Annotated in this window: 14 protein-coding genes; 6 read left to right on the forward strand and 8 right to left on the reverse strand. The window is 52.0% G+C overall.

Annotated elements, in window-relative coordinates; genetic code table 11:
* Positions 1–438 precede the first annotated feature (438 nt).
* The gene (locus IV04_RS01810; RefSeq protein WP_037393952.1) at positions 439–1,737 is read left to right on the forward strand and encodes an HAAAP family serine/threonine permease; all 1,299 of its coding nucleotides are present in this window, start codon (positions 439–441) and stop codon (positions 1,735–1,737) included.
* Between the two features lie 89 nt (positions 1,738–1,826).
* A complete protein-coding gene (locus IV04_RS01815) occupies positions 1,827–3,194 on the forward strand; it encodes an L-serine ammonia-lyase (protein WP_037393955.1) in 1,368 nt (455 codons plus the stop codon).
* Between the two features lie 133 nt (positions 3,195–3,327).
* Here the strand turns inward: IV04_RS01815 and pepN are convergent, their stop codons facing one another.
* A complete protein-coding gene (gene pepN, locus IV04_RS01820) occupies positions 3,328–5,943 on the reverse strand; it encodes an aminopeptidase N (RefSeq protein ID WP_037393958.1) in 2,616 nt (871 codons plus the stop codon).
* A 505-nt stretch (positions 5,944–6,448) separates the two neighbouring features.
* Here pepN and pncB point away from each other — a divergent pair.
* From pncB to IV04_RS01840, 4 genes are all read left to right on the forward strand, one after another.
* Complete coding sequence (gene pncB, locus IV04_RS01825) at positions 6,449–7,654, forward strand: nicotinate phosphoribosyltransferase (protein ID WP_037394319.1); 1,206 nt, start codon at positions 6,449–6,451, stop codon at positions 7,652–7,654.
* A 203-nt stretch (positions 7,655–7,857) separates the two neighbouring features.
* The gene (gene asnS / locus IV04_RS01830) at positions 7,858–9,258 is read left to right on the forward strand and encodes an asparagine--tRNA ligase (RefSeq protein ID WP_037393961.1); all 1,401 of its coding nucleotides are present in this window, start codon (positions 7,858–7,860) and stop codon (positions 9,256–9,258) included.
* 300 nt (positions 9,259–9,558) lie between these two features.
* Entirely contained in the window at positions 9,559–10,668 is a 1,110-nt protein-coding gene (gene ompC / locus IV04_RS01835; protein WP_037393964.1) for a porin OmpC, read from the forward strand.
* 246 nt (positions 10,669–10,914) lie between these two features.
* On the forward strand, positions 10,915–12,105 hold the full coding sequence (locus tag IV04_RS01840; RefSeq protein ID WP_037393966.1) for an amino acid aminotransferase: 1,191 nt from the start codon (positions 10,915–10,917) through the stop codon (positions 12,103–12,105).
* A gap of 78 nt (positions 12,106–12,183) precedes the next feature.
* Here IV04_RS01840 and IV04_RS01845 read toward each other — a convergent pair whose 3' ends face one another.
* The 7 genes from IV04_RS01845 to cmoM all read right to left on the reverse strand — a co-directional run bounded on the left by IV04_RS01845 (position 12,184) and on the right by cmoM (position 23,003).
* Complete coding sequence (locus tag IV04_RS01845) at positions 12,184–12,831, reverse strand: MBL fold metallo-hydrolase (RefSeq protein WP_037393969.1); 648 nt, start codon at positions 12,829–12,831, stop codon at positions 12,184–12,186.
* A 66-nt stretch (positions 12,832–12,897) separates the two neighbouring features.
* Positions 12,898–13,446, reverse strand: coding sequence for a YcbK family protein (locus IV04_RS01850; protein ID WP_037393972.1), 549 nt, complete (start codon positions 13,444–13,446; stop codon positions 12,898–12,900).
* A 180-nt stretch (positions 13,447–13,626) separates the two neighbouring features.
* Complete coding sequence (ldtD, locus tag IV04_RS01855; protein ID WP_072010808.1) at positions 13,627–15,474, reverse strand: L,D-transpeptidase; 1,848 nt, start codon at positions 15,472–15,474, stop codon at positions 13,627–13,629.
* A 264-nt stretch (positions 15,475–15,738) separates the two neighbouring features.
* Entirely contained in the window at positions 15,739–20,193 is a 4,455-nt protein-coding gene (gene mukB / locus IV04_RS01860) for a chromosome partition protein MukB (protein WP_037393978.1), read from the reverse strand.
* Entirely contained in the window at positions 20,190–20,918 is a 729-nt protein-coding gene (gene mukE / locus IV04_RS01865; RefSeq protein WP_037393981.1) for a chromosome partition protein MukE, read from the reverse strand. Before mukE ends, mukB begins: the two co-directional genes overlap by 4 nt.
* On the reverse strand, positions 20,899–22,221 hold the full coding sequence (gene mukF / locus IV04_RS01870) for a chromosome partition protein MukF (protein ID WP_037393985.1): 1,323 nt from the start codon (positions 22,219–22,221) through the stop codon (positions 20,899–20,901). The genes mukE and mukF overlap by 20 nt, the downstream gene beginning before the upstream one ends.
* Positions 22,218–23,003, reverse strand: a complete 786-nt coding sequence (gene cmoM, locus IV04_RS01875; RefSeq protein WP_037393986.1) for a tRNA uridine 5-oxyacetic acid(34) methyltransferase CmoM — start codon at positions 23,001–23,003, stop codon at positions 22,218–22,220. The genes mukF and cmoM overlap by 4 nt, the downstream gene beginning before the upstream one ends.
* Positions 23,004–23,139 lie beyond the last annotated feature (136 nt).

Raw genomic sequence — 23,139 nt, forward strand, 5'->3', positions numbered from 1 at the left:
CGCATGATCATAAAGAATGCCACGTAGCATGAACCGCCTAACAATCGCGTAACAGTTGCACGAAAAACCGACCCAAAGACAACAAATCGCACAAATGACGCATTTGAGAGTGCGATCACGGTTGTTTCTGCTGTAAATCGTTATCTTGCCGCCAACAAAAATCGGCAGGCAAGGAACCGCCGGCAGAAGACACGGTTTTTTGCTATTTAATAGCAGAAAGTCATTGGGTTAATTATCCAGCAAGCATGCCAAACGATAATTATACCCGTCATACTTCAAGTTTCTTGGGGTGTCGCATAATAAATAACCAGGGGATTCCTATCTCCCAAAAGTAATACCTGATGCGGATCTCTGACGAAATCTGATATTTCGCCAGGCAGCCTTGTCCTTAAAAATTGCCTTTAATTTCAAATTAACGTGTTCACTTCGGAGATATTTATGGACACTACACAGACCGGCACCATTGCCTCTGCGGCCTCAACTTCCAGTACAACCTGGCGCAAATCTGACACCATGTGGATGTTGGGCCTGTACGGCACCGCCATCGGCGCAGGGGTGCTGTTCCTGCCTATTAACGCCGGTATTGGTGGTCTGATTCCCCTGATTATCATGGCCATCATCGCCTTCCCGATGACGTTTTTTGCCCACCGTGGCCTGTGCCGCTTCGTTCTTTCAGGGAAAAATCCCGGTGAAGATATTACCGAGGTGGTAGAAGAACACTTTGGTATCAGCGCTGGTAAGTTGATCACCCTGCTCTATTTCTTTGCCATCTACCCTATCCTGCTGGTTTACAGCGTGGCGATCACCAACACCGTTGACAGCTTTATCACCCACCAATTGGGCCTGGTCTCACCGCCGCGCGCTGTTTTGTCTCTGATCCTGATTGCTGGGCTGATGACCATCGTGCGCTTTGGCGAACAGGCAATCGTGAAAACCATGAGTATTCTGGTGTTTCCGTTTGTCGGCGTGCTGATGATGCTGGCACTGTATCTGATCCCTAACTGGAGCGGTGCCATTTTCGAGAACGTCTCTCTCGCCGGTTCCGGCAGCAGCTTGGGGCATGGCCTGGTGATCACCCTGTGGCTGGCGATCCCGGTGATGGTCTTCTCCTTTAACCATTCGCCGATCATCTCCGCTTTCGCGGTAGCAAAACGTGAAGAATATGGTGCAGGTGCCGAGAAAAAATGCTCACGCATTCTGGCTTATGCCCACATCATGATGGTTCTGACGGTGATGTTCTTCGTCTTCAGTTGTGTCTTGAGTCTCTCTCCGACCGATCTGGCCGAAGCTAAAGCGCAGAATATCTCGATCCTCTCTTATCTGGCCAACCACTTTAACAACCCGATGATCGCCTATATTGCCCCGGTCATCGCTTTTATCGCCATCACCAAATCGTTCCTGGGCCACTATCTGGGGGCGCGCGAAGGCTTTAACGGCCTGATCTCCAAATCCATGAAGAGCCGTGGAAAAACCATCAGCAACAATAAACTGAACCGTATCACGGCGATTTTCATGCTGATCACCACCTGGATCGTCGCGACGTTGAACCCGAGCATTTTGGGCATGATTGAAAACCTCGGTGGCCCGATCATCGCCATGTTGCTGTTCCTGATGCCGATGTATGCCATCCGTAAAGTACCTGCAATGCGCAAATACAGTGGGCACATCAGCAACGTCTTTGTGGTGGTAATGGGGCTGATTGCTATCTCTGCCATCCTGTACACCCTGTTCGGTTAATCACGCCCAACCGGCGCCAGATGGTGCCGGTTTTTCGGTATTCCCCTTCCTGGTATTCAAGCCTGTCACCTGAGAAGAAGGTTAAGACGATGATCAGCGTTTTCGATATTTTTAAAATCGGTATCGGCCCATCCAGCTCCCATACCGTCGGCCCGATGAAAGCGGGCAAACAGTTTACCGATGATTTAATCGCTCAAGGTCAACTGCGCGACACCACGCGCGTGGTCGTCGACGTCTATGGTTCGCTGTCCCTCACTGGCAAAGGCCACCATACTGATATCGCGATTATTATGGGCCTGGCAGGGAATCTGCCACATGACGTGGATATTGACAGCATTGCCGGTTTTATCCGCGATGTGGAACAGCGTGGCCGTTTGCTCTTGGCTAACGGCGAGCACGAGGTCGATTTCCCACGCCAAGGCGGTATGAACTTCCACAGCAACAATTTGCCGCTGCATGAAAACGGTATGCGCATCAGCGCTTACGCCAGTGAACAACTGTTGTACAGTAAAACCTATTACTCTATCGGTGGTGGTTTTATCGTCGATGAAGAGCATTTCGGCCAACCAGCCCGCAATACCGTGCCAATCCCCTACCCTTACCGTTCCGCGCAAGACTTGCAGCAACATTGTAAGGAAACCGGGCTTTCGCTTTCCGGGTTAGTAATGCAAAACGAGCTGGCGCTGCGTGGCAAAACTGATATCGAAGCGCATTTTGCTGAAGTGTGGCAGGTGATGCGCACCGGAATTGAACGCGGAATGAATACGGAAGGGCTGCTCCCCGGCCCCATGAAAGTTCAGCGCCGCGCTGCCGCTCTGCGGCGTATTTTGGTGACCGGTGACAAAAACAATATTGATCCGATGAACGTAGTCGATTGGATCAATATGTTCGCTTTTGCGGTGAACGAAGAGAATGCCGCTGGTGGCCGCGTGGTCACGGCACCCACTAACGGTGCCTGCGGTATTATCCCCGCCGTATTGGCTTATTACGACAAATTCATCCGACCAGTGAATACCAACTCGTATAGCCGTTTTTTCCTCGCCTCGGGAGTGATTGGTACACTGTATAAGATGAACGCCTCTATCTCCGGCGCTGAAGTCGGTTGCCAAGGAGAAGTCGGCGTCGCCTGCTCCATGGCGGCAGCCGGATTGGCGGAACTGATGGGTGGCAGCCCGGCGCAGGTCTGCATTGCGGCAGAAATCGCCATGGAGCACCATTTGGGGCTGACCTGCGATCCATTGGCCGGGCAGGTACAGGTACCCTGCATAGAGCGTAACGCTATTTCTGCGGTCAAAGCCGTCAATGCTGCCCGCATGGCGCTACGCCGCACCAGTGAGCCACGTGTGTGCCTGGATAAGGTAATCGAAACTATGTATGAAACCGGTAAAGATATGAATGCCAAGTACCGCGAGACTTCGCAAGGTGGGCTGGCAATCAAAGTGGTGGCATGTCATTGATCTTCAATGAGTCACTCAGATGGTTAACGTCTGTTATTTAAGCGCGAAATCGCACCGTTATGCAGCCATAGTTAAAACCAGGCAACGTTGCCATTAACTTCAGGGACGGCCAAGCCGTCCCTGAGTCTTTATTTTAGGCGGCTAACGCCTTGGTAATTTTCTCGTACAGATCGCCAGACAGGTTTTCCAACCCTTTCAACTGCTCCAACGCATTACGCATCAATACCTGACGAGAAGCATCGTAACGTTTCAAGCGAATCAGCGGTTCGATCAGTCGGGCAGCCACCTGCGGATTACGCTGGTTGAGATCGCTGAGGATCTCGACCAGGAACTGATATCCGCTGCCGTCCGCCGCGTGAAATGCTGCCGGGTTGGCTGAAACAAAGCCTCCAATCAATGAACGGGTGCGGTTCGGGTTACCCAGGCTGAACGCGCGATGCTGCAACAAAGCACGCACCTTGCTCAGCACATCTGCCGCTGGGCTGGTGGCCTGCAACACAAACCATTTGTCCATCACCAGGCCATCCTGATGCCAGCGTTCATCAAACTCGGCCATCAACGCATCACGGCACGGCAATTGCGCACCCACCGCCGCCGACAGCGCAGCCAGCGAATCAGTCATATTGTCCGCCAGCTGGAACTGTTTCATCACCAGCTGATTTGCCTGTTCTGTCTCGCCAAAGGCCAGATAGCTCAGGCAGACATTGCGCAACGAACGCTTGGCAATATCACCATGCTCAACACGGTAACCGTCAGTGTTGTTGGCGCGATACACCGCCAGCCATTCATCAGCCATCTCCTGGGCCAAGCAGCGGGTGATCGCATCATGCACTGCGGCAATCGCTTCCGGGTCGATGGTGGTAAACAGCTCAGCAATTTCGTTCTCTGAAGGCAGTGTCAGGATCTGCGCCGCCAGAGCCGGATCCAGCTTCTCATCCAGCAATACCGCCCGGAACGCATCGGCAACGTGCAACGGTAAGCTCAACGGCTGTTTTTGCTGGTATTTGGCCACATTGAGCTTGATATAGGTAGCCAACAGGCTTTGCGCTGCATCCCAACGGGCAAACTCATTGCGCGCATGTTGCATCAGGAAAGTCAGTTGTTGATCGCTATACGGATAATCCAGCTTCACCGGCGCGGAAAATTCACGCAGCAACGAAGGCACGGGTTGGTGTGCAACGCCATCAAACACAAAGGTCTGCTCCGCTTCGGTTACATTCAGCACGTTGTTGACTGGCGCACCGCCTTTCTGCAACGCAATAACATTGCCTTCGCTATCGTACAGTTCAATATCCAGTGGAATATGCAGCGGCAGTTTTTCTGGCTGATCCGCCGTCGGCAAGGTTTTCTGGCTGACATGCAGACGGTATTGCTGATGTTCAGCATCATATTCATCACGCACCGTCAGCAACGGTGTGCCCGACTGGCTGTACCAGCGGCGGAACAGCGAAAGATCGACGTTAGAAGCATCCTCCATCGCCTGGACAAAATCATCGCAAGTTGCGGCGCTGCCATCATGACGTTCAAAATACAGTTGCATCCCCGCCTGGAACGGCTGCTCCCCGAGCAAAGTGTGCATCATGCGGATCACTTCAGAACCCTTTTCATACACCGTCAGGGTGTAAAAGTTGTTCATTTCGATCACTTTGTCTGGTCGGATGGCATGTGCCATCGGGCTGGCGTCCTCGGCGAACTGGGCGCCGCGCATCACCCGTACATTATCAATGCGGTTAACCGAGCGGGAACCGAGATCTGAGCTGAACTCCTGATCGCGGAATACCGTCAGCCCCTCTTTCAGGCTGAGCTGGAACCAGTCACGACAGGTTACGCGGTTACCGGTCCAGTTATGGAAATATTCATGGCCGATCACCGCTTCAATATTCAGATAATCTTTGTCGGTGGCCGTTTCTGCCTTCGCTAGCACATACTTCGAGTTAAAGATATTTAACCCTTTGTTTTCCATTGCACCCATGTTGAAGAAATCGACGGCCACGATCATGTAGATATCCAGATCGTATTCCAGGCCAAAACGGGTTTCGTCCCACTTCATTGAGTTTTTCAGTGAAGTCATCGCCCAATCGGCACGATCCAGGTTGCCACGATCGACGAACAGTTCCAGCGCCACCTTGCGCCCAGAACGCGTAGTGAAACTATCGCGCAGCACATCAAAGTCCCCGGCTACCAAAGCAAACAGGTAACTAGGTTTAGGGAACGGATCCTGCCACTGCACCCAGTAGCGGCCATCGGCCAGTTCACCTTCAGCGATCCGGTTGCCGTTGGAAAGCAAGAAAGGATAACGCGCTTTATCCGCGACGATCCGGGTGGTGAAGCGAGCCAGAACGTCTGGACGATCAAGATAATAGGTAATATGGCGGAATCCTTCGGCTTCACATTGAGTACACAACGCCTCACCGGATAGGTATAGCCCTTCCAGCGCGGTATTTTTAGCCGGGTGGATATCATTGACGATAGTCAGGGTAAATTGGGCCGGTAACTGCTCAATAATCAGTTGGTTATCCTGCTGACGATAGTGGCCCCATGGTTGACCATCAACCTGAAGATTCACCAGCGCCAGATCTTCACCATCAAGGAGAAGAGGAGCTCCCACAGCCCCTTGGCGCTTGACCTGGCTGACGGCGGTAACGCGCGTGTTCTCAGCATCCAGCTCGAAATTTAAATCGATATCGGTAATGGTGTAATCAGGTGCGCGATAATCGTGGCGAAACTTCGCCTGTGGCTGTTGTGTCATAGAAACCCTTCGACGTTTCAGTAAGTTGCAGATATTGGCCTAGATAACGTCATACTCGTCTTGGTGGTTGGATGGCGTTGCTCTTCGGCGGCCTGATTGTCAATAAACTGTACCACAGCCACGGAAAAAACCCAGAGATGACCGTATGGCCTGGAGAAACAGCGGCCAGAAGACGGCTACTTATCATGATGTTATCAAGCCAGGCACCAGCATAAAGCTTGACCCACATCGCGATGAATACAGTCTATATTTGGTTTTGTGTTTAAAATAATTAACATTATAATTTTTATCATTAAATAGACTAAACTCGCCAGCTTATTGGATTCTCTGGCTTTTCTCATCAGGAAGGTTACCCCGGCCCGATAATGGCACGTTTAATCCTCGACCCATTCCCGCCATTTGTGGTGTGATGAGGCTTCTATAACAGGATAATCCGGGTATACTCCCCCCACTTTTTATGGTGTTCCGGATTTAGATGCGCCCGACCAGGATGCTGTTACGCGATATGACTTTATACGCTTCCCCGATTTTGACCTCATTGCTTGATACTGATGCCTATAAGCTTCATATGCAGCAAGCCGTGTTCCATCGCTATCCCGGCGTTACCGTTGCGGCGGAGTTTCGTTGCCGTGGTGACGAAATGCTGGGGGTTTATGCCGACGAGATCCGTGCTCAGGTTGCCATGATGAGTAAACTGGCACTGACCGAGGACGAGTTTCAGTATCTTTCGGGCCTACCGTTCTTTCAACAGGACTACCTGACCTGGTTGCGTAGCTTCCGTTATGCTCCTCAACAAGTCACTATCGATAACCACGAAGGCGAGCTGCAGATCCGTATCGCCGGGCCGTGGCTTGAGGTCATCATGTGGGAAGTCCCCTTGCTCGCCGTGATCAGTGAAGTGGTACATCGCCACCGGTCACCAGAAGTGACGCCTGAAATGGCCGTCAGCCAACTGCGTAATAAATTAGTGCAGTTCCAACATATGGCTGAAGGGCTAGATACCTCAGGCTTCAAGCTGATGGATTTCGGCACTCGTCGCCGTTTCTCTCGTGATGTGCAACACGCCATCGTCAGCACGCTGAAAAGTGAATTCCCTTATCTGGTCGGCACCAGTAACTACGATTTGGCCCATCGGTTGGCTTTAGCTCCGCTAGGCACGCAGGCTCATGAATGGTTCCAGGCTCACCAGCAGATAAGCCCTGAGCTTGCCAATAGCCAGCGTGCGGCGTTACAAGCGTGGTTAGATGAATACCCCGATCAGCTAGGTATCGCGCTCACTGATTGCATCACTATGGATGCTTTCCTGCGCGATTTCGGCCCGCAGTTTGCCCTGCCTTACCAAGGGTTGCGTCATGACTCTGGCGATCCATTTGAATGGGGAGAGAAAGCTATCGCCCATTATCAGGAGCTGGGTATCGACCCCATGAGCAAGACGCTGGTGTTTTCAGATAATCTGGATCTGGATAAAGCTTTAGCGCTGTACCGCCATTTTGCTCAGCGTATCAATCTGGCCTTCGGCATTGGCACACGCTTGACCTGCGATATTCCTGGCGTCAAGCCGTTGAATATTGTGATTAAGCTGGTCGAATGTAACGGTAAGCCCGTGGCAAAACTGTCTGATAGCCCAGGTAAAACTATCTGCCAGGATCAGGCGTTCGTGAAAGCACTGCGCAAAGCTTTCGATCTGCCGCTGGTGAAAAAAGCCAGCTAATTATGCCCGCCGGCAAATCATCAATGCCGGCTTCTTTCCTTCCTTTATATGTTACAGCCGCTTTTTTCTCTTCCTGTAAGAAATGTTACGCGATACTGATGATTTCTACTTGTGCTCTGCAACGCGGCAAGTAACATAGCAACATCCCCAAATTCTTGGGTTGTTAGCTATTCCTGAACCAAAACTTATAAAGAGAGAAATCTATGAGCGTAGTGCCTGTAGTCGACGTACTGCAAGGTCGTGCTGCGGTTGACAGTGAAGTCACCGTGCGCGGTTGGGTGCGTACCCGGAGAGATTCTAAAGCTGGTATCTCCTTCCTCGCCGTTTATGACGGCTCCTGCTTTGATCCGTTACAGGCCGTTGTTAATCATTCTCTGCCGAATTATCAGGATGAAGTTCTGCACCTGACTACCGGTTGCTCCGTGGAAATCACCGGTAACGTGGTAGCTTCTCCAGGTGAAGGCCAAAGCTTCGAACTGCAGGCCACGGCAATTAAAGTTGTTGGCTGGGTTGACGATCCAGATACTTATCCAATGGCGGCCAAACGTCACAGCATTGAATATCTGCGCGAAGTGGCTCACCTGCGCCCACGCACCAACCTGATCGGTGCCGTTGCCCGCGTGCGCCATACTCTGGCACAGGCAATTCATCGCTTCTTCCATGAAAATGGGTATTTCTGGGTATCTACGCCACTGATTACCGCTTCTGATACCGAAGGGGCCGGAGAAATGTTCCGCGTTTCTACGCTGGATATGGAAAACCTGCCACGCACCGACAAAGGTGAAATCGACTTCAGCCAGGATTTCTTTGGCAAAGAAGCGTTCCTGACCGTCTCCGGGCAGTTGAATGCTGAAGCTTACGCCTGTGCACTCTCAAAAGTGTATACCTTTGGCCCAACCTTCCGCGCCGAGAACTCCAATACCAGTCGTCATTTGGCTGAATTCTGGATGATCGAACCTGAAGTTGCTTTCGCAACGCTGGATGATGTCGCTGGCTTGGCCGAAAGCATGCTCAAGTATGTCTTCCAGGCCGTCCTCAATGAGCGTGCTGACGATATGCAGTTCTTTGCAGAACGCGTAGATAAGGATGCCATTGAACGCCTGAAGCGCTTTGTTTCTTCTGATTTCGCGCAGGTGGATTACACCGAAGCGGTTGAGATCCTGATCGCCTCCGGCCAAGCCTTCGAGAACCCGGTATCTTGGGGCATCGATCTTTCATCCGAGCATGAGCGTTATCTGGCAGAGAAGCACTTCAAAGCGCCCGTGGTAGTAAAAAACTACCCTAAAGATATTAAAGCCTTCTATATGCGTATGAATGAAGATGGTAAAACCGTAGCCGCAATGGACGTTCTGGCACCGGGCATCGGCGAAATCATCGGGGGATCGCAGCGTGAAGAGCGCCTTGATGTACTGGATCAGCGTCTGGCAGAAATGGGGTTGAATAAGGAAGATTACTGGTGGTATCGCGATCTGCGTCGCTACGGCACCGTGCCGCACTCCGGTTTTGGCTTGGGTTTTGAACGCTTAATCGCTTATGTGACCGGTGTGCAAAACGTACGTGATGTGATCCCATTCCCTCGTACACCACGTAACGCAAGCTTCTAGTTGATCCCAAAAGACATTTTTTGAACTATTTTTGTACATTTTTAAGGCCAGCATTGCTGGCCTTTTGTATTTTTCATTCTTGATCCAGGTCACAAAGTTCCCTTAATTTTACATTTTGTAACACATACTTTCTTTTTGAAACTCGATTGCGATGTTAGTAGCATTTTCGTTCTAGATTAACCCGCCCGTGAATGGAACACTGCGTGCAGACACAGGACGACACCAAACTATCAACAATAGTTCCCAAAGAATTATTGGCGGCAGTGGCAAGGTGTCCGAATAACACCAATGAGGGTAATAATGATGAAGCGCAACATTCTTGCAGTAGTAATCCCGGCTCTGTTGGCAGCTGGTGCAGCAAACGCAGCAGAAATCTACAACAAAGACGGCAACAAGTTGGATCTGTATGGTAAAGCTGTTGGCCTGCACTATTTCTCTAGTGACAAAGGCGATGACGGCGATAAATCCTATGCACGTCTTGGCTTCAAAGGTGAAACCCAAATCAATAGCGAACTGACCGGTTACGGCCAGTGGGAATACAACTTCGCAGCGAACAATACTGAAGGCGGTTCTGATGCTCAGAATGGCAACAAAACCCGTCTGGGCTTTGCTGGCCTGAAGTTTGCTGACTACGGTTCATTCGACTATGGTCGTAACTACGGCGTAGTGTACGACGTTGAAGGTTGGACCGATATGCTGCCTGAGTTTGGTGGCGATACCTATACCTACACTGATAACTTCATGAATGGCCGTGCTACCGGCGTAGCGACCTACCGTAACAAGAACTTCTTCGGTATGGTTGATGGCTGGAACTTTGCACTGCAATATCAGGGCAAAAATGATCGTTCTGACCTGAAAAGAGCTAACGGCGACGGTGTAGGCGTTTCTACCACCTATGCAATCATGGATACCGGTGTTAGCGTGGGTGCAGCTTACTCCTCTTCTAACCGTACCATTGAGCAAAAAACCCAAACATCTGCTGGCGGTAACGTTGCTGAAGTATGGACACTGGGTGCCAAGTATGACGCTAACAACGTCTACTTTGCGACCATGTATTCAGAAACGCACAACATGACTCCATTTGGTAGCCTCAGCAAAGCTATTGCTAACAAAACTCGCAACTATGAAGTGGTTGCCCAATACCAGTTCGATTTCGGTCTGCGTCCTTCCATTGCATACCTGCAATCTAAAGGTAAAGACTTGGTTCAAGAGTTCAATGGCTCAATGTATAACAACAAAGACCTGGTTAAATATGTGGATGTTGGTGCGACTTACTACTTCAACAAAAACATGTCTACCTATGTTGATTACAAAATCAACCTGCTGAACGAAAATGATTCTCCGTTCTACAATGCTGTTGGTATTGCTACAGACAACATCGTAGCTACTGGTCTGGTTTACCAGTTCTAAGTTGTTACGCTTAATGGCAGCCTAATGCCATATGAGTTAAGAACAGGGCTCCGGCCCTGTTTTTGTTTTTTAGTTCTCCTGCCGTTTTTTATTCTGTTATTACGTCTTTCTCTGTCATTTTTTGTGCTGAATCTGCCACCATCACAAGATCGATGTGTTTTTCTCGCAAACGGTTGGCAAAGCCGATAACTGGCGCTACCCTGATGCTTCTGTCTGCTTAACTCTAGGCCATGGAAGCAATCCGACATGTTTGAAAAAATCACCGCAGCACCTGCCGATCCGATTCTGGGTCTGACCGATATTTTCCGCGCGGACGCCCGTCCGAACAAAATCAACTTAGGTATTGGCGTCTATAAAGACGAAACAGGTCAAACACCAGTCCTGACCAGCGTCAAGAAAGCTGAACAATACCTGTTGGAAAATGAGACCACCAAGAATTACCTTGGTATTGAAGGCATCCCTGCGTTTGCTAACTGCACGCAAGAGTTACTGTTCGGCAAACAAAGCCCGGTCATTGCCAGCAAGCGTGCGCGTACCGCGCAAACACCTGGTGGCACTGGTGGCCTGCGTGTCGCGGCAGACTTTATTGCTAACCAAACCAACGCCAAACGTATCTGGATCAGCAACCCAACCTGGCCTAATCATAAAAATGTGTTCGGTGCCGTTGGTCTGGAAGTGCTGGAATATGACTATTATGACGCGGCTAACCATGCATTAGACTTTGATGGCCTGCTCAACAGCCTGAAACGCGCAGAGGCTGGTGATGTGGTGCTGTTCCATGGCTGCTGCCATAACCCAACCGGTATCGACCCAACCGAAGCTCAGTGGACGCAATTGGCTGAGCTTTCCGCCGCCAAGGGGTGGTTGCCGTTGTTCGATTTTGCCTATCAGGGTTTTGCCAAAGGCTTGGAAGAAGACGCGCAAGGTTTGCGTATTTTTGCCGCCAAGCATCAAGAACTGATCGTTGCCAGCTCTTATTCAAAGAACTTTGGCCTGTATAACGAACGTGTTGGTGCTTGTACCGTGGTCGCTGCCGATGCTGAAACCGCCGATCGCGCATTCAGCCAGGTTAAAGCGGCAATCCGTGCCAACTACTCCAACCCACCGTCACACGGTGCCGCAGTGGTAGCGACCATTCTGGGTAACGAAGCATTGCGTGCCACTTGGGAACAAGAACTGACCGAGATGCGCCAACGTATTCACCGCATGCGCCAGTTGTTCGTGAAGACCTTACAAGAAAAGGGCGCGAAGCAGGACTTCAGCTTTATTATCAACCAAAATGGGATGTTCTCTTTCAGCGGGCTGACCAAAGAGCAGGTCCTGCGCTTGCGTGACGAATTTGGCGTTTATGCCGTTAACTCTGGCCGCGTTAACGTAGCGGGCATGACGCCAGACAATATGGCACCGCTGTGTGAAGCCATCGTTGCCGTGCTATAAGCTGAGCGTTTGATTTTGATATATAAAGGGGCGCTCTGCGCCCCTTTACTCTTTTTGTCTTACAGAGAGGAATCCCGGTTACCAGACGGGTGGTTCTTCACGCAGGAAAGGGTTAGTTTGGCGTTCCTGCCCAAAGGTGGACATTGGCCCGTGCCCTGGAATAAACGCAATATCGTCACCCTGCGGCAGTAATTTGCTACGGATTGAGTTAATCAGCGTTTGATGATCACCACGCGGGAAGTCGCTTCGCCCTACGCCACCGCTGAACAACACATCACCCACCAGCGCCAGACGCGCTTTATCGTTGATAAAAGCAACGTGGCCTGGCGTGTGCCCAGGGCAATGCAGAACATTTAGCGACATCTCACCCACCTGTACGCTATCCCCTTCGGACAACCACTGGGTCGGCGTAAAGGCCGCACATTCAGCCAAACCAAACATACGGCTCTGTGCCGGTAAACCCTCAAGCCAGAAGGCATCTTCTTTGTGTGGCCCCAAAATCGGCACCTGATAATACTCAGCCAACTCAGCGGCTGCCCCTACGTGATCAAGATGCCCGTGAGTCAGCAAAATCTGGCTGATTTCGACACCTGTTCTTGCTACTTCCGCTTTCAATTTTTCTGGCTCACCGCCAGGATCTACCAGAGCGGCCTGCTGCGTTTTCTCACACCAGATAAGAGTGCAGTTTTGGCTGAACGCCGTTACGGGAATAATATGATATTTCATAAAGCTCCAACGAAAAAAAGCGCCATATCCGCAGGGATTGGCGCTATTCACTCATGGTGCACAGTGTTACCAGGTCCGCACCGGGCCGGTATCAATGTGTACAAAGTTGCTACGTGGATAATATCCAACCCCCCCAGCACGCATTTTTAACGCCGCTTTACGGATATTACTCAGTTGGATACCTTCAATATGGAAATCCATCGCCTGCCCTTTGGTGTGATAACTCTGCTTAGCCACACCGCGGCTGCGTTCACGCATTTCATTATTGGTTGTTGAAGAACGATAACCTGAAATCAGCTGAATCGGCTTGGTCGTTCCCAGCAAACCTTGCAAGCGATAGAGATAATCAAACAGATGCGGATCGATCGTCTTGGTCTTATTGGCACGATAATCGCGGAAGATATGGTTCAACCGCACCAGCTCTTCTCGATTATAGCCTTTGCCATTGAAGAACTCGGCTTTGATAGATTCACCGGTATTCAGATTATTAAGAACCAGAATACGCGGACGGGCGGTAGAAAGACTGGCAAACGCTTGCCCAGGGAGCAAGGCGATACCCATGGCTGCACTGCCCAACGCTAGCCATTTACGACGATGATGATCAATTTTGTCCATGACTCTTTTAAACCCGGCAAGAATGTCAAAATAAATGCACAAAACTGCGCACAGCCCGAACCATAACCGCCAGCCTACGCTGAGTCAACCCGATATAGGCTTAGGTTCACCCGCACTCCCCCAAAGAGTACGGATGAATAACCAAATGTTCAGACCACTATTTACTTAGAATTACTGCATTTATTGCATCAATTTTTCAGCCTGAGCCAAAATTTGTGCACCCGATCTCACCGTAGCATCATAATTGTAAATATCTGTACGGAACTGCGGTTTGCCATCATCGGCAACCCAAGCCGTCAGATAATAAAGCTGCACAGGGATATGCTGGCGGATATTCACATAGGTGGTATTGCCAGCTTTCAGCGTGGAGGAAACCCGAGCATTATTCCAACCCGCATCCTGCAACAGCATATTGGCCAGGTCAGAAGCTTTGTTCACGCGCACACAGCCCGAACTCAGCGCACGGATGTCTTTCTGGAACAACCCGTGGTTAGGGGTATCGTGCAGATAGATAGCATCTGAGCTTGGCATATTAAACTTGAAGCGCCCCAGTGAATTGCTGGCCCCCGGAGCCTGCTGAATGCGGTAAGGGAAGTTACGTGCTGAAGTCACGCTCCAATCAATCATTGAAGGATCAATGGCCTCGGATTCATTACTCCAACCAGAGAACACGCGATAACCGTGTTTCTGGAAGTAACCCGCATCATGCATTGCTTTAGGGACAATATCTTCACGTATCAGTTTAGTTGGCACGTTCCACGGTGGGTTGACCACCACATTGTTCAATGCACTGCTCATCAATGGGGTTTTACGGCTTGGACGGCCAACAATCACCCGCGATGAAAGCACTTCATTACCGTTGAGGTAATAGATCAGGGAATAATTCGGAATGTTGACCATAATTCCGGTATCAACATGGCTAGGTAAAATGCGTAAACGCTGGATATTTAACGCCAGCAAAGAGGCTCGCATTTGGGGTGACACGTTCAACCATTCACGCGTCCGGGCTCCGATAACCCCGTCTGGGGTCAATCCCTGCCATGCCTGAAAACGTTTAATACCTTCCACTAAATCGTCGGTGTAACGGTTATCCGTCACCGAGACAGGGCTGGCTTGTGGTTTTACCAACGGGGCTTCAGTCACGGGAACCAGATCTTTAATCGGTGCCGCCGCTGGACTGACTACCGCCCCAGCAGTATTACGATTTTTCTCTTCATCTACCGAAAGATCATCCTCAACTACCGGTGCCGTAGCGGCCGTCGGGGTGACTGCAAGCTCTTGCGAATGCGGCGTAGCTTCCGGCACCACCGTTAACATGCCAGTGCGCGTCAGGATTTCCCGTATTGCTGGCACATCATCGCTAAGCTGGCCTGGGCGCAAGCTCGCACCATTCGACACCAGTGGCCACGGGCGGCCATCCGCAAGCAGTTCACGCAGCGCCTGATGCATTTTTTCATACTGTGGATGCTGTGGTGCCAGTGAGTTGACATAAGCCAAGGTTTTGCCCTGCTGTAACGCCAACTGCCACTGATTAATCACCGTGTTCGCTGGCAGCACCAGCTTGTAAGGTACATTGCTATAGAGCCAATTGTTACCGTTTGCGCCAATTGACGAAACAAACTGCAGATAACCCAGCATCGCGTCCGATAGCACAATATCGCGCGCCATATCGGTGATTGCCGGATCGGTGAGCAATTTTACCCACTGTGTGAATTGCGGTTGCACACCTGAAATAGCCAGTTCAGCGAGCTGCTGCTGGAATTGCAACACCGCTTCCCGGTCCTGCCACATTGGCTGCATTTGCCTGGAAGCATACAGCTGAGCCAAAGTAGGGAGATAATTCGGGACCACGCCTTTAGGCAACGCCGTCAAGATTTCACTACGGCTTTGCGTAACGGACATGCCGGATGATGACACTGGTGGAAACGCTTGCACGGCTGCCCATGCGGGTACCGACGCGGCAAAACTACACGCAATTGTGCAACTCAATGCCAGACGCCGTACTGAGTTTCCTTTTTTAAGCAACATCCCTTGCCCCCTGTATGCTCACAAAAAATACAACAAAAATTGTTTATACCCGTAGCACTCCGAGCGCCACTTCCATGCAACTCGAATTATTCTGGGTAGATTAGTTTCATTATACAAACAGAACGGCCCATTTGCTCTCAGCGTCGCAGAATTACTGTTTGCTCTAATTAATCTTACTGATAAAAAAACCCGTCTATCATCCTCGCCAAACAAAAAAATAGCCACCCACAGGTGACTATTTTAAGGCTTTTAAAACAATCTAGTTCAAGACTGAGACGATTCTGCCAGCGTTGGAGCCAATGCAACCTGTTCTGCAGCAAAGCCGCGTAAGCCAACCACATGCACATGCTCATGATTTTGGAATACTTTACGCACTAATTTATAAGTAGTGCCTTTTTCCGGGCTGATATTTTCTGGGGCTGCAATAATCAACTGCATTTCCAGGCGATCGCACAGTTCAAACAGCGTAGCGATGGATTTGGCATCGAGACGCGCCGCTTCATCCAGGAACAGCAGGCGGCAAGGCGAGATATCTTTACCGCGCAGGCGGAGTGATTCCTCTTCCCAACTCTGCACCACCATCACCAGAATCGACATCCCCGTCCCGATCGCTTCCCCGGTAGACAAAGCACCACTTTCTGCACGTAACCAACCATCGGAACCACGGAATACTTCTACTTCAAGTTCCAGATAGTTACGGTAATCCAGCAGTTCTTCACCAATGGTCTGCGGCGTCCGCTGCCCCATATCAATCTGCGGATTCAGGCGCTGATACAGTTTCGCCAACGCCTCCGAGAAGGTCAGGCGGTTACTGTTGAACAGATCCTGATGTTGTTCCTGCTGCTCAGACAGCACGGTCAGCAAGGTGGCATGGGCTTCCCGCACGTTGACGTTCAGACGCACGCTCTTCACCTGGCCGAAGGATACCGCCTGCAGCCCCTGGTTAAGCATGCGAATACGGTTCTGTTCGCGCTGGATGGTTTTACGGATGATGTTCGCCACGCTCTTCGAGCTGATTGCCAGCTTCTGTTCACGGGCGGTCAGTTCTTCCGTCAGGCGACCCAATTCGATCTCCATCTGTTCGATGGCCTCAACCGGATCGTCAGTACGGATAATATCCTGCCGGATACGCTCGCGCAGATGCTGATAGACCGCAATGTAAAACTGGACCTTACGCTCGGGCCGTTTAGGATCTTCCGACAGGCGTAATACGTCGCGCAAGTGCTCGTTATCAGCCACCGCCAAACGCAACGCCCCCAGCGCTTTATCCGACATGGAGCGCAGTTCATCCGCATCCATATAAGCCAACTCACGGCGATGCAGACGGCGTTCAACCCCATTGTCTTTCACCAGGCGCATTACCGCACACCAGCCCGCTTTTGCGGTAACTACCTGCTCACGCAGTTGATAGTAATCACGCTCCAGCTTACGCAGTTTTTTCTGCAAGCCGTCCATTTCCGCTTCGCAGAAGGTCAGTTGTTTTTCCAACTGATTACGACGAGTACGATTAGTGCTCAAAGCCGCGTGCAGTTCGTCGCGGCGCTGACGTGCCCGAGCTTCAGCATTGGCATCCGCCTGTACGCCAATGTCCACCAACTCTTGGCTCAGCTCTTTCAGCATGTCGCGCTTGGCATCAAAGGAACTCTTTAGCGATGCCAACACTTGGCTGTACTGGGTAAACTGGGTCTGATACTGGCGCAACTGCTCACGGGCACGAGCCCGTTCCGCTTCCGCATGTTCCAAGCGCTGACGTAACTTATCGTTAAGATCATTGTTGGCATTCTGCATGCCCGCAGAGTCGGCATAGCTGAAATGCGCACGGCGCTGCACCACTTCCGTCAGCGCAAAGGCTTGCTGTTTGGCCTGGCGCTGCGTTGCCTGCGCCTGCGTGTAATCCAGTTGCAGTTGTTCATGCTGTTCAGGATCGCTTTGCAACACCGACAACAGCGGCTCCAGCTTGGTGAGCGAACCCCCATGCTGCTGAATATAACGCGCAGCATCTTGCGCTTCTTCCAACTCTTCACGGATCTCTTCGACACGATCCTGCAACGTATCGTCATTCAGCAGCGAAACCAGCGGCATCAGGCGGTTCAGCGCTGAGATGCCCTCTTTCGCCTGCTCGTATTGCTGACGCTGTTGCTGGTTCTGCGCTTCATGGTTGTTGAGCGCACGCTCAATCTCACCACGGCGGCTATTCATGATGCGGATTTCCGCTTCCGGATCGGCATCGAACGCCACCGCCAGATGGGAGCCAATAAAGCGGCTGAAAGCCTGGTGAGCACGTTGGGTTTTCTGCACGTCAAACGACAGCGTGGCGTAACGTTCAGCCAACGCATCGCGCTCGGCATGCAACACTTCCAGGCGGTTTTCACGCGCCGCACGGCCAAACAGCGGCACATCCGGGTAACGTGAATAACGCCATTGGCGATCGGCAATCTTCACCACCACCGCTTTTTCGTGTTCTTCAACGGCGAATACGCTGTCATCGAACGATTGCGGGTCCCCTTCGATCAGGTAGAGATCTTCCGGGCAATCGTCCAACCCTTGCAGCATGTCACGCACCAGCGACAGATCCGGCACTACGATCGCATGGCGTGACGGGCCATACAGCGCAGAGAAATACGGCGCATCGTCGATAGTGACATCATCATAAATCTCTGACAGCAGTACGCCGCCAAAGCGCTCGGCCAAGGTTACCAGCCGTTGATCTTCGGCACCGCTTGGCTGGCTGAGGCGTTCAATCTGCGTTTCAATCTCACGCTTACGCGCAGCCACTTCGTCGCGCTCAACGGTAGTTTCACGTTCGCGCTCCAGCAATTGCTGCATGTATTCGGTGACCTGCTGGCTATCCTCAAAGGTTTCACCACGTTGTTCACTGAGCTGGCTCAGCGCGTCCTGCGCGCCTAACCAAATTGGCGCACGCGCGGTCAACTCTTTGATGCGCTGTTGAATTTGCTCCAGCTCCTGGCGCATTTCCATCCGGCGTTCACCGGCTTCGCTAACGCTTTGTGACAACGATTCCAGGCGCTCTTCCAGCTCTTGCTGCAAGGTATCAAGTTCGTCCGGTTGATATTCCTGCCCATGGCGCTTACAGAATTCCTGCAACAAACGCTCGGCATCCTGCTGTGAACGCAGACGCTGTTCCAGCTCGCTCAAACGCATACGCAGCGGCTGCACGCGCTCGGCATGGTGCTGCTGTGAAGGCCAATCACGTAACAGTTCGCGAGCGGTTTGCCAGGCTTCACTGCGGCTCACTTCGCCAGCAATTTTACCCACCAGTTGATAGGCTTGTTCAAACTGGCTGTGAGCAGCATCCGCCACGCTCAATTTTTGCTCCAGCAGCAGCAGGGCTTCTGTGGCTTCCTGCTCACGTGCCTGGAATGTTTCTAACCACTCTTCCGCGTTCTCGGCGGTCAGTTCCGGCACCTGGCACAACGCACGGGCACGTTCAAGCGCCTGCAAAGCCTGTTGATATTGAATGGCACGGGTCTGCTGCACATCCAATGCCTGTTGATAATCGGCAAGCTGGCTTTTCAGTTCGTCCACTTCCAGTTCTGCAGCTTCGGCACGCGCTTCATTCTCCGCCTGCTGCTCACCCGCTTCGGCCACCACTTCATTCTGCTCTTCCAGACGGTAGGTCAGCTCTTCCAGATCGGCTTGATAGCGTTCGATCTTTTCCTGCTGGCGCATCGCCGTCTGTACCAGATTGAGGTGATCGCTGGCGGCTTGATAATCGGTTTCCAGATCCGATTCAGCGCCGCTTTGCTCGGCCAGCTCACGCGCCATTTCGACATGGCGGAACTGTTCGCTGGCCAGCTGTTTGCGGCTGCCCAACAAATCGCTGCGCAGCACCAACGCACCATCCAGATGGATGCGGCGCTCATTGGCATGGCGCATATAGTCAGCGGCAACATAGGAGGTCGCTTCGGAGATCAGATGTTTGAACAGGTCGCGGTCTGACTGAGTAACGCGGATCGCCTCCAACGTCATACGGTTCTCGCGCAACGCCGCTTCCATATCCTGGAACGCTTTGCGTACCCCGCTGTTTTCTGGCAACAGATAGTCGCGCAGCGAGCGGGTAATGGCGCTGGAGATCCCACCATACAGCGAAGCTTCGATCAGGCGGTAAAACTTGCTGCGATCGGCTGAAGAACGCAGGCGTTTCGGGATCACGCCAAGATCAAACATCAATGAGTGGTAATCGGTGATGGAGTTGAACTGCTTAAACTGTACCCCTTCCATCTCTTCGACGCGCTCTTTCAGCTCTTGCAATGAAAGCACGCGCGCCTGGCGTTCACCCACGGTCTGGGTCAGCAGTTCCGTCGGCTGCACCGCCGTTGGCAAACCTTGAATGGTAAAAGGCTTAATATCGACCTTACGATCGCGCCCCGCCACCTGCTGCAAGCGCACCCCCACCAGCACACGCTGATGGCGTGAGTTCACCACGTCCAGCGTGGCATAACAGACACCCGCGCGCAGCTTGCCGTGCAGACCTTTATCACGTGAACCGCTGGTGGCCCCAGCTTCAGTGGTGTTACGGAAGTGCAGCAACGTCAGATCGGGGATCAGCGCGGTAACGAACGCCGCCATGGTGGTGGATTTACCAGCCCCGTTGCCGCCGGACAGCGTAGTGACCAACTCATCCAGATCAAAAGTGCGAGCGAAGAAACCGTTCCAGTTGACCAGCGTCAGTGAGCGAAATTTACCGCGTTCAATCATTCCTGTTCATCCTCTGCACCGTCAATGGCGTTATCTGCCTGTGCATCTTCCGCCTCGCTCTCATCATTCAGCGACAGGCTGTTTTCAATCGGCATCGCTTCACCGTCACGGATCATCCGCAACTGGGCTTCACGCGGATCGTCACCGCTGCGCACATCGGCACCAAAGCGGAATACCGCTTCGGTGATGCGGAATTTGCTGCTGTCGTTGCCCATGAAGTACACCATACCCAAACGGCGCAGGCGGTTCAGCGAAGCACGCACTTTTTCATGCAGCTTTTGCCGATCCAGATCCGAACCGGTTGAACGCTGGTTAACAAACTTCAGCAGTTTGTTCTCATCCGCCAGGCTCAACAGTTCCTCATACAGCTCTTGCTGGCTGAAGATGCCTTCGTGCGCCAGGCGCTCAGGGCTAAGATAGAGATAACACAGGATCTTGCCGACCATCATGTCCAACTCGGAAAGCACCGAGCGCGGGATCAGCGTGGTGGAACGCGGGCGCAGGTAGAAGAATCCTTCTGGCGCGCGAATCAGCTCAACGCTATAACGGGCGTAAAACTGCTCCAGTTCATCCTGGAAATCCATTAAAAAGGCGTGGTTGTCCAGCTCATCGATACCGATGTGGCGCCCCGCACGCAGTTGGCTGTCGAGCGCCGGGAACAGCGTGTTCGACAGCGCTTTGGCCAGTTTGACTGGCATTACTTGTTCAATATTTGTCGATGACATGGGCCTGTACCTTGGCTCCGTAATCATTGATTGCCTGCCATTGTGCCGGCAACCCTGAAAAATCAGCTTCAGCCACACCAAGGCGCACTGCCTGGTCGACCACTATACGTGCTACGTCAAAGTGACGTGCACGCGGATATTGCGCCAGATAATCACGCATTACCGCCCCCAGATTGAGCGGCATTTTTTGTTCTTTATAGATCTGCAATGCTTCTTCGATCATCGCTGCCAGTTGCTCGCGAATTTCGCTGAACTCTTCATATTCCAGATCGGGCGGCAGTTCACCGGTCACTTCTTCACTGCGCAACGCCAATTCTTCATCACGCATATCGAACAGACGCTCGGCATTGGCATGCGTCAGCGTCCAAGGATTATCGAAGTAATTTTGCACCGACTGCCGCAAACGCTGGGCAAACACGCGGTTTTTATCCATATCGATCGCGGTGCGGATAAACTTGTGAACGTGGCGATCGTAACCAATCCACAGGTCGATCGCCTGCTGGCCCCAACTGATGATACGATCCAGTTTGTTTTGCAGATCCAATACCAGCTTGTCGACAAAGCCCAGTTCGCTCTCACCCAGCGTCGCATCCTGGATCCGCAGCAAATTGGCCTGCAGCTTATCCCCTGCGGCCTCTAGCGTGTCCTGCAGCTCACGCAAGGTTCCCGAGGTTTCCGACAGCAGCATCTCACAGCTGGAGATCGCCGCGCGCCAATCCTTGTTCAGCAGAGCGGCAATATCTTCTTTGACACTCTGCTGCTGCTCATCCATCAGGCGCTGGGTCAGGTCGATACTGTCAAAGATTTCAGCCACTGAATATTTCAACGGAGCAAAAACGTTACGATGCCAATGGAAATCATCGCCGCCTTCTTCAGCCGCGTCGGCGGCGCGCTTGAGCTCTTCCGCGACGATCGACAGTTGCATGGAAAGGCGCAGCGTCGAAAATTCGCGCTGGCGAATGTAATAGTCGGTTATCCCGATCCCCAGCGGCGTCAGGCGATAGATAGCATTACCATCCGCCAGTTCGCTGACAAAACGGTTTAGCAGGCGTTGGCGCACCATATCATTGATCGCATTGTTAGCCCGCATGGCGATGGTTTCATGTGTCTGTTCAAAACCTTTACTGACATGGCGAAATGCATCAACCAGCTCACCTTCACTCATCTCACCATCCAGCCGTTCACCATTTAACGTGGCGATAGCCAGCAAGAATGCAAGACGCTCGGTGGGGAGCGAAATAGAGAAATCATTTTTCCGTGCCCAGGCAACCAGTTCGGGTACTGTCTGGGAAAACTCACTCATAATTCGTCCTTCAGGTTTGGTTTATGCGCCATGACGTGAATATAGCGCCCCAAACTCACGTAAGGCTCCTGCCGGCAATAAAGCTGTTCAAGCGCCAGTAACTCTTCAAATTTCTGTGTCTGCAACTGTCTGCTTTGCAGATAATCATGGAAAACCCTCACGCCGGTTTTCCCTGAAATCTGCATCCCCAACTGTTCCAACCACGCGTATACCTGCGGTGGATTGTGCGGGTACTGTGGTGATAACGAACGCTTGCGGCGCCTGCGCACTTTAGGCTCCACCAATTGGAAGTTCCCCAGCACCACATTGCGCATCAACAGGCCGTTGGCATTAAAGAACATCAGCGATAGCGCGCCTCCCGGCAACAGGCAGTTGAACAACGCCGCCAATGCCGCCTGCGGTTCGGCGATCCATTCCAAAACAGCATGGAACAATATCAGATCAACCGGCTGTTCCAAATGTTGCCCGATGTCTTGCGCCGAACTTTGTATAAATTGCATGTTCTGGCTCACACCTTTCTGCTCTGCCAACAGAGCAGCGCGCTGGATCATCTCACCAGAAAGATCGCACAACAACACCTGATGTCCCAATTCGGCCAACTGGCAGGCCATATGGCCTTCGCCACCGCCGGCATCCAGAATGCGCAGTGGCCGCTGCGGCAATTGCGCCAGCAACCTGGTCAGATCCTGCCAAACCACCGCCTGGCGGATTTTCCCCTTGGTGGTGCCATAAATATTACGCGCAAACTTCTCCGCAATATCATCAAAATTGCGATCCTGCATGGGCAACGGCTCCGCTGATTTCATCTTGGTTTGAGGCAAAGCACCAACCCATTCAAATTTGCTATACCCTGCATAGTTCGAGTTGCAGGAAGGCCAACACGCATCTGCAACGTGGAAAATGACAGGTATATTTTGG

Source organism: Serratia sp. Ag1, assembly GCF_000743355.1.
Lineage (GTDB): Bacteria > Pseudomonadota > Gammaproteobacteria > Enterobacterales > Enterobacteriaceae > Chania.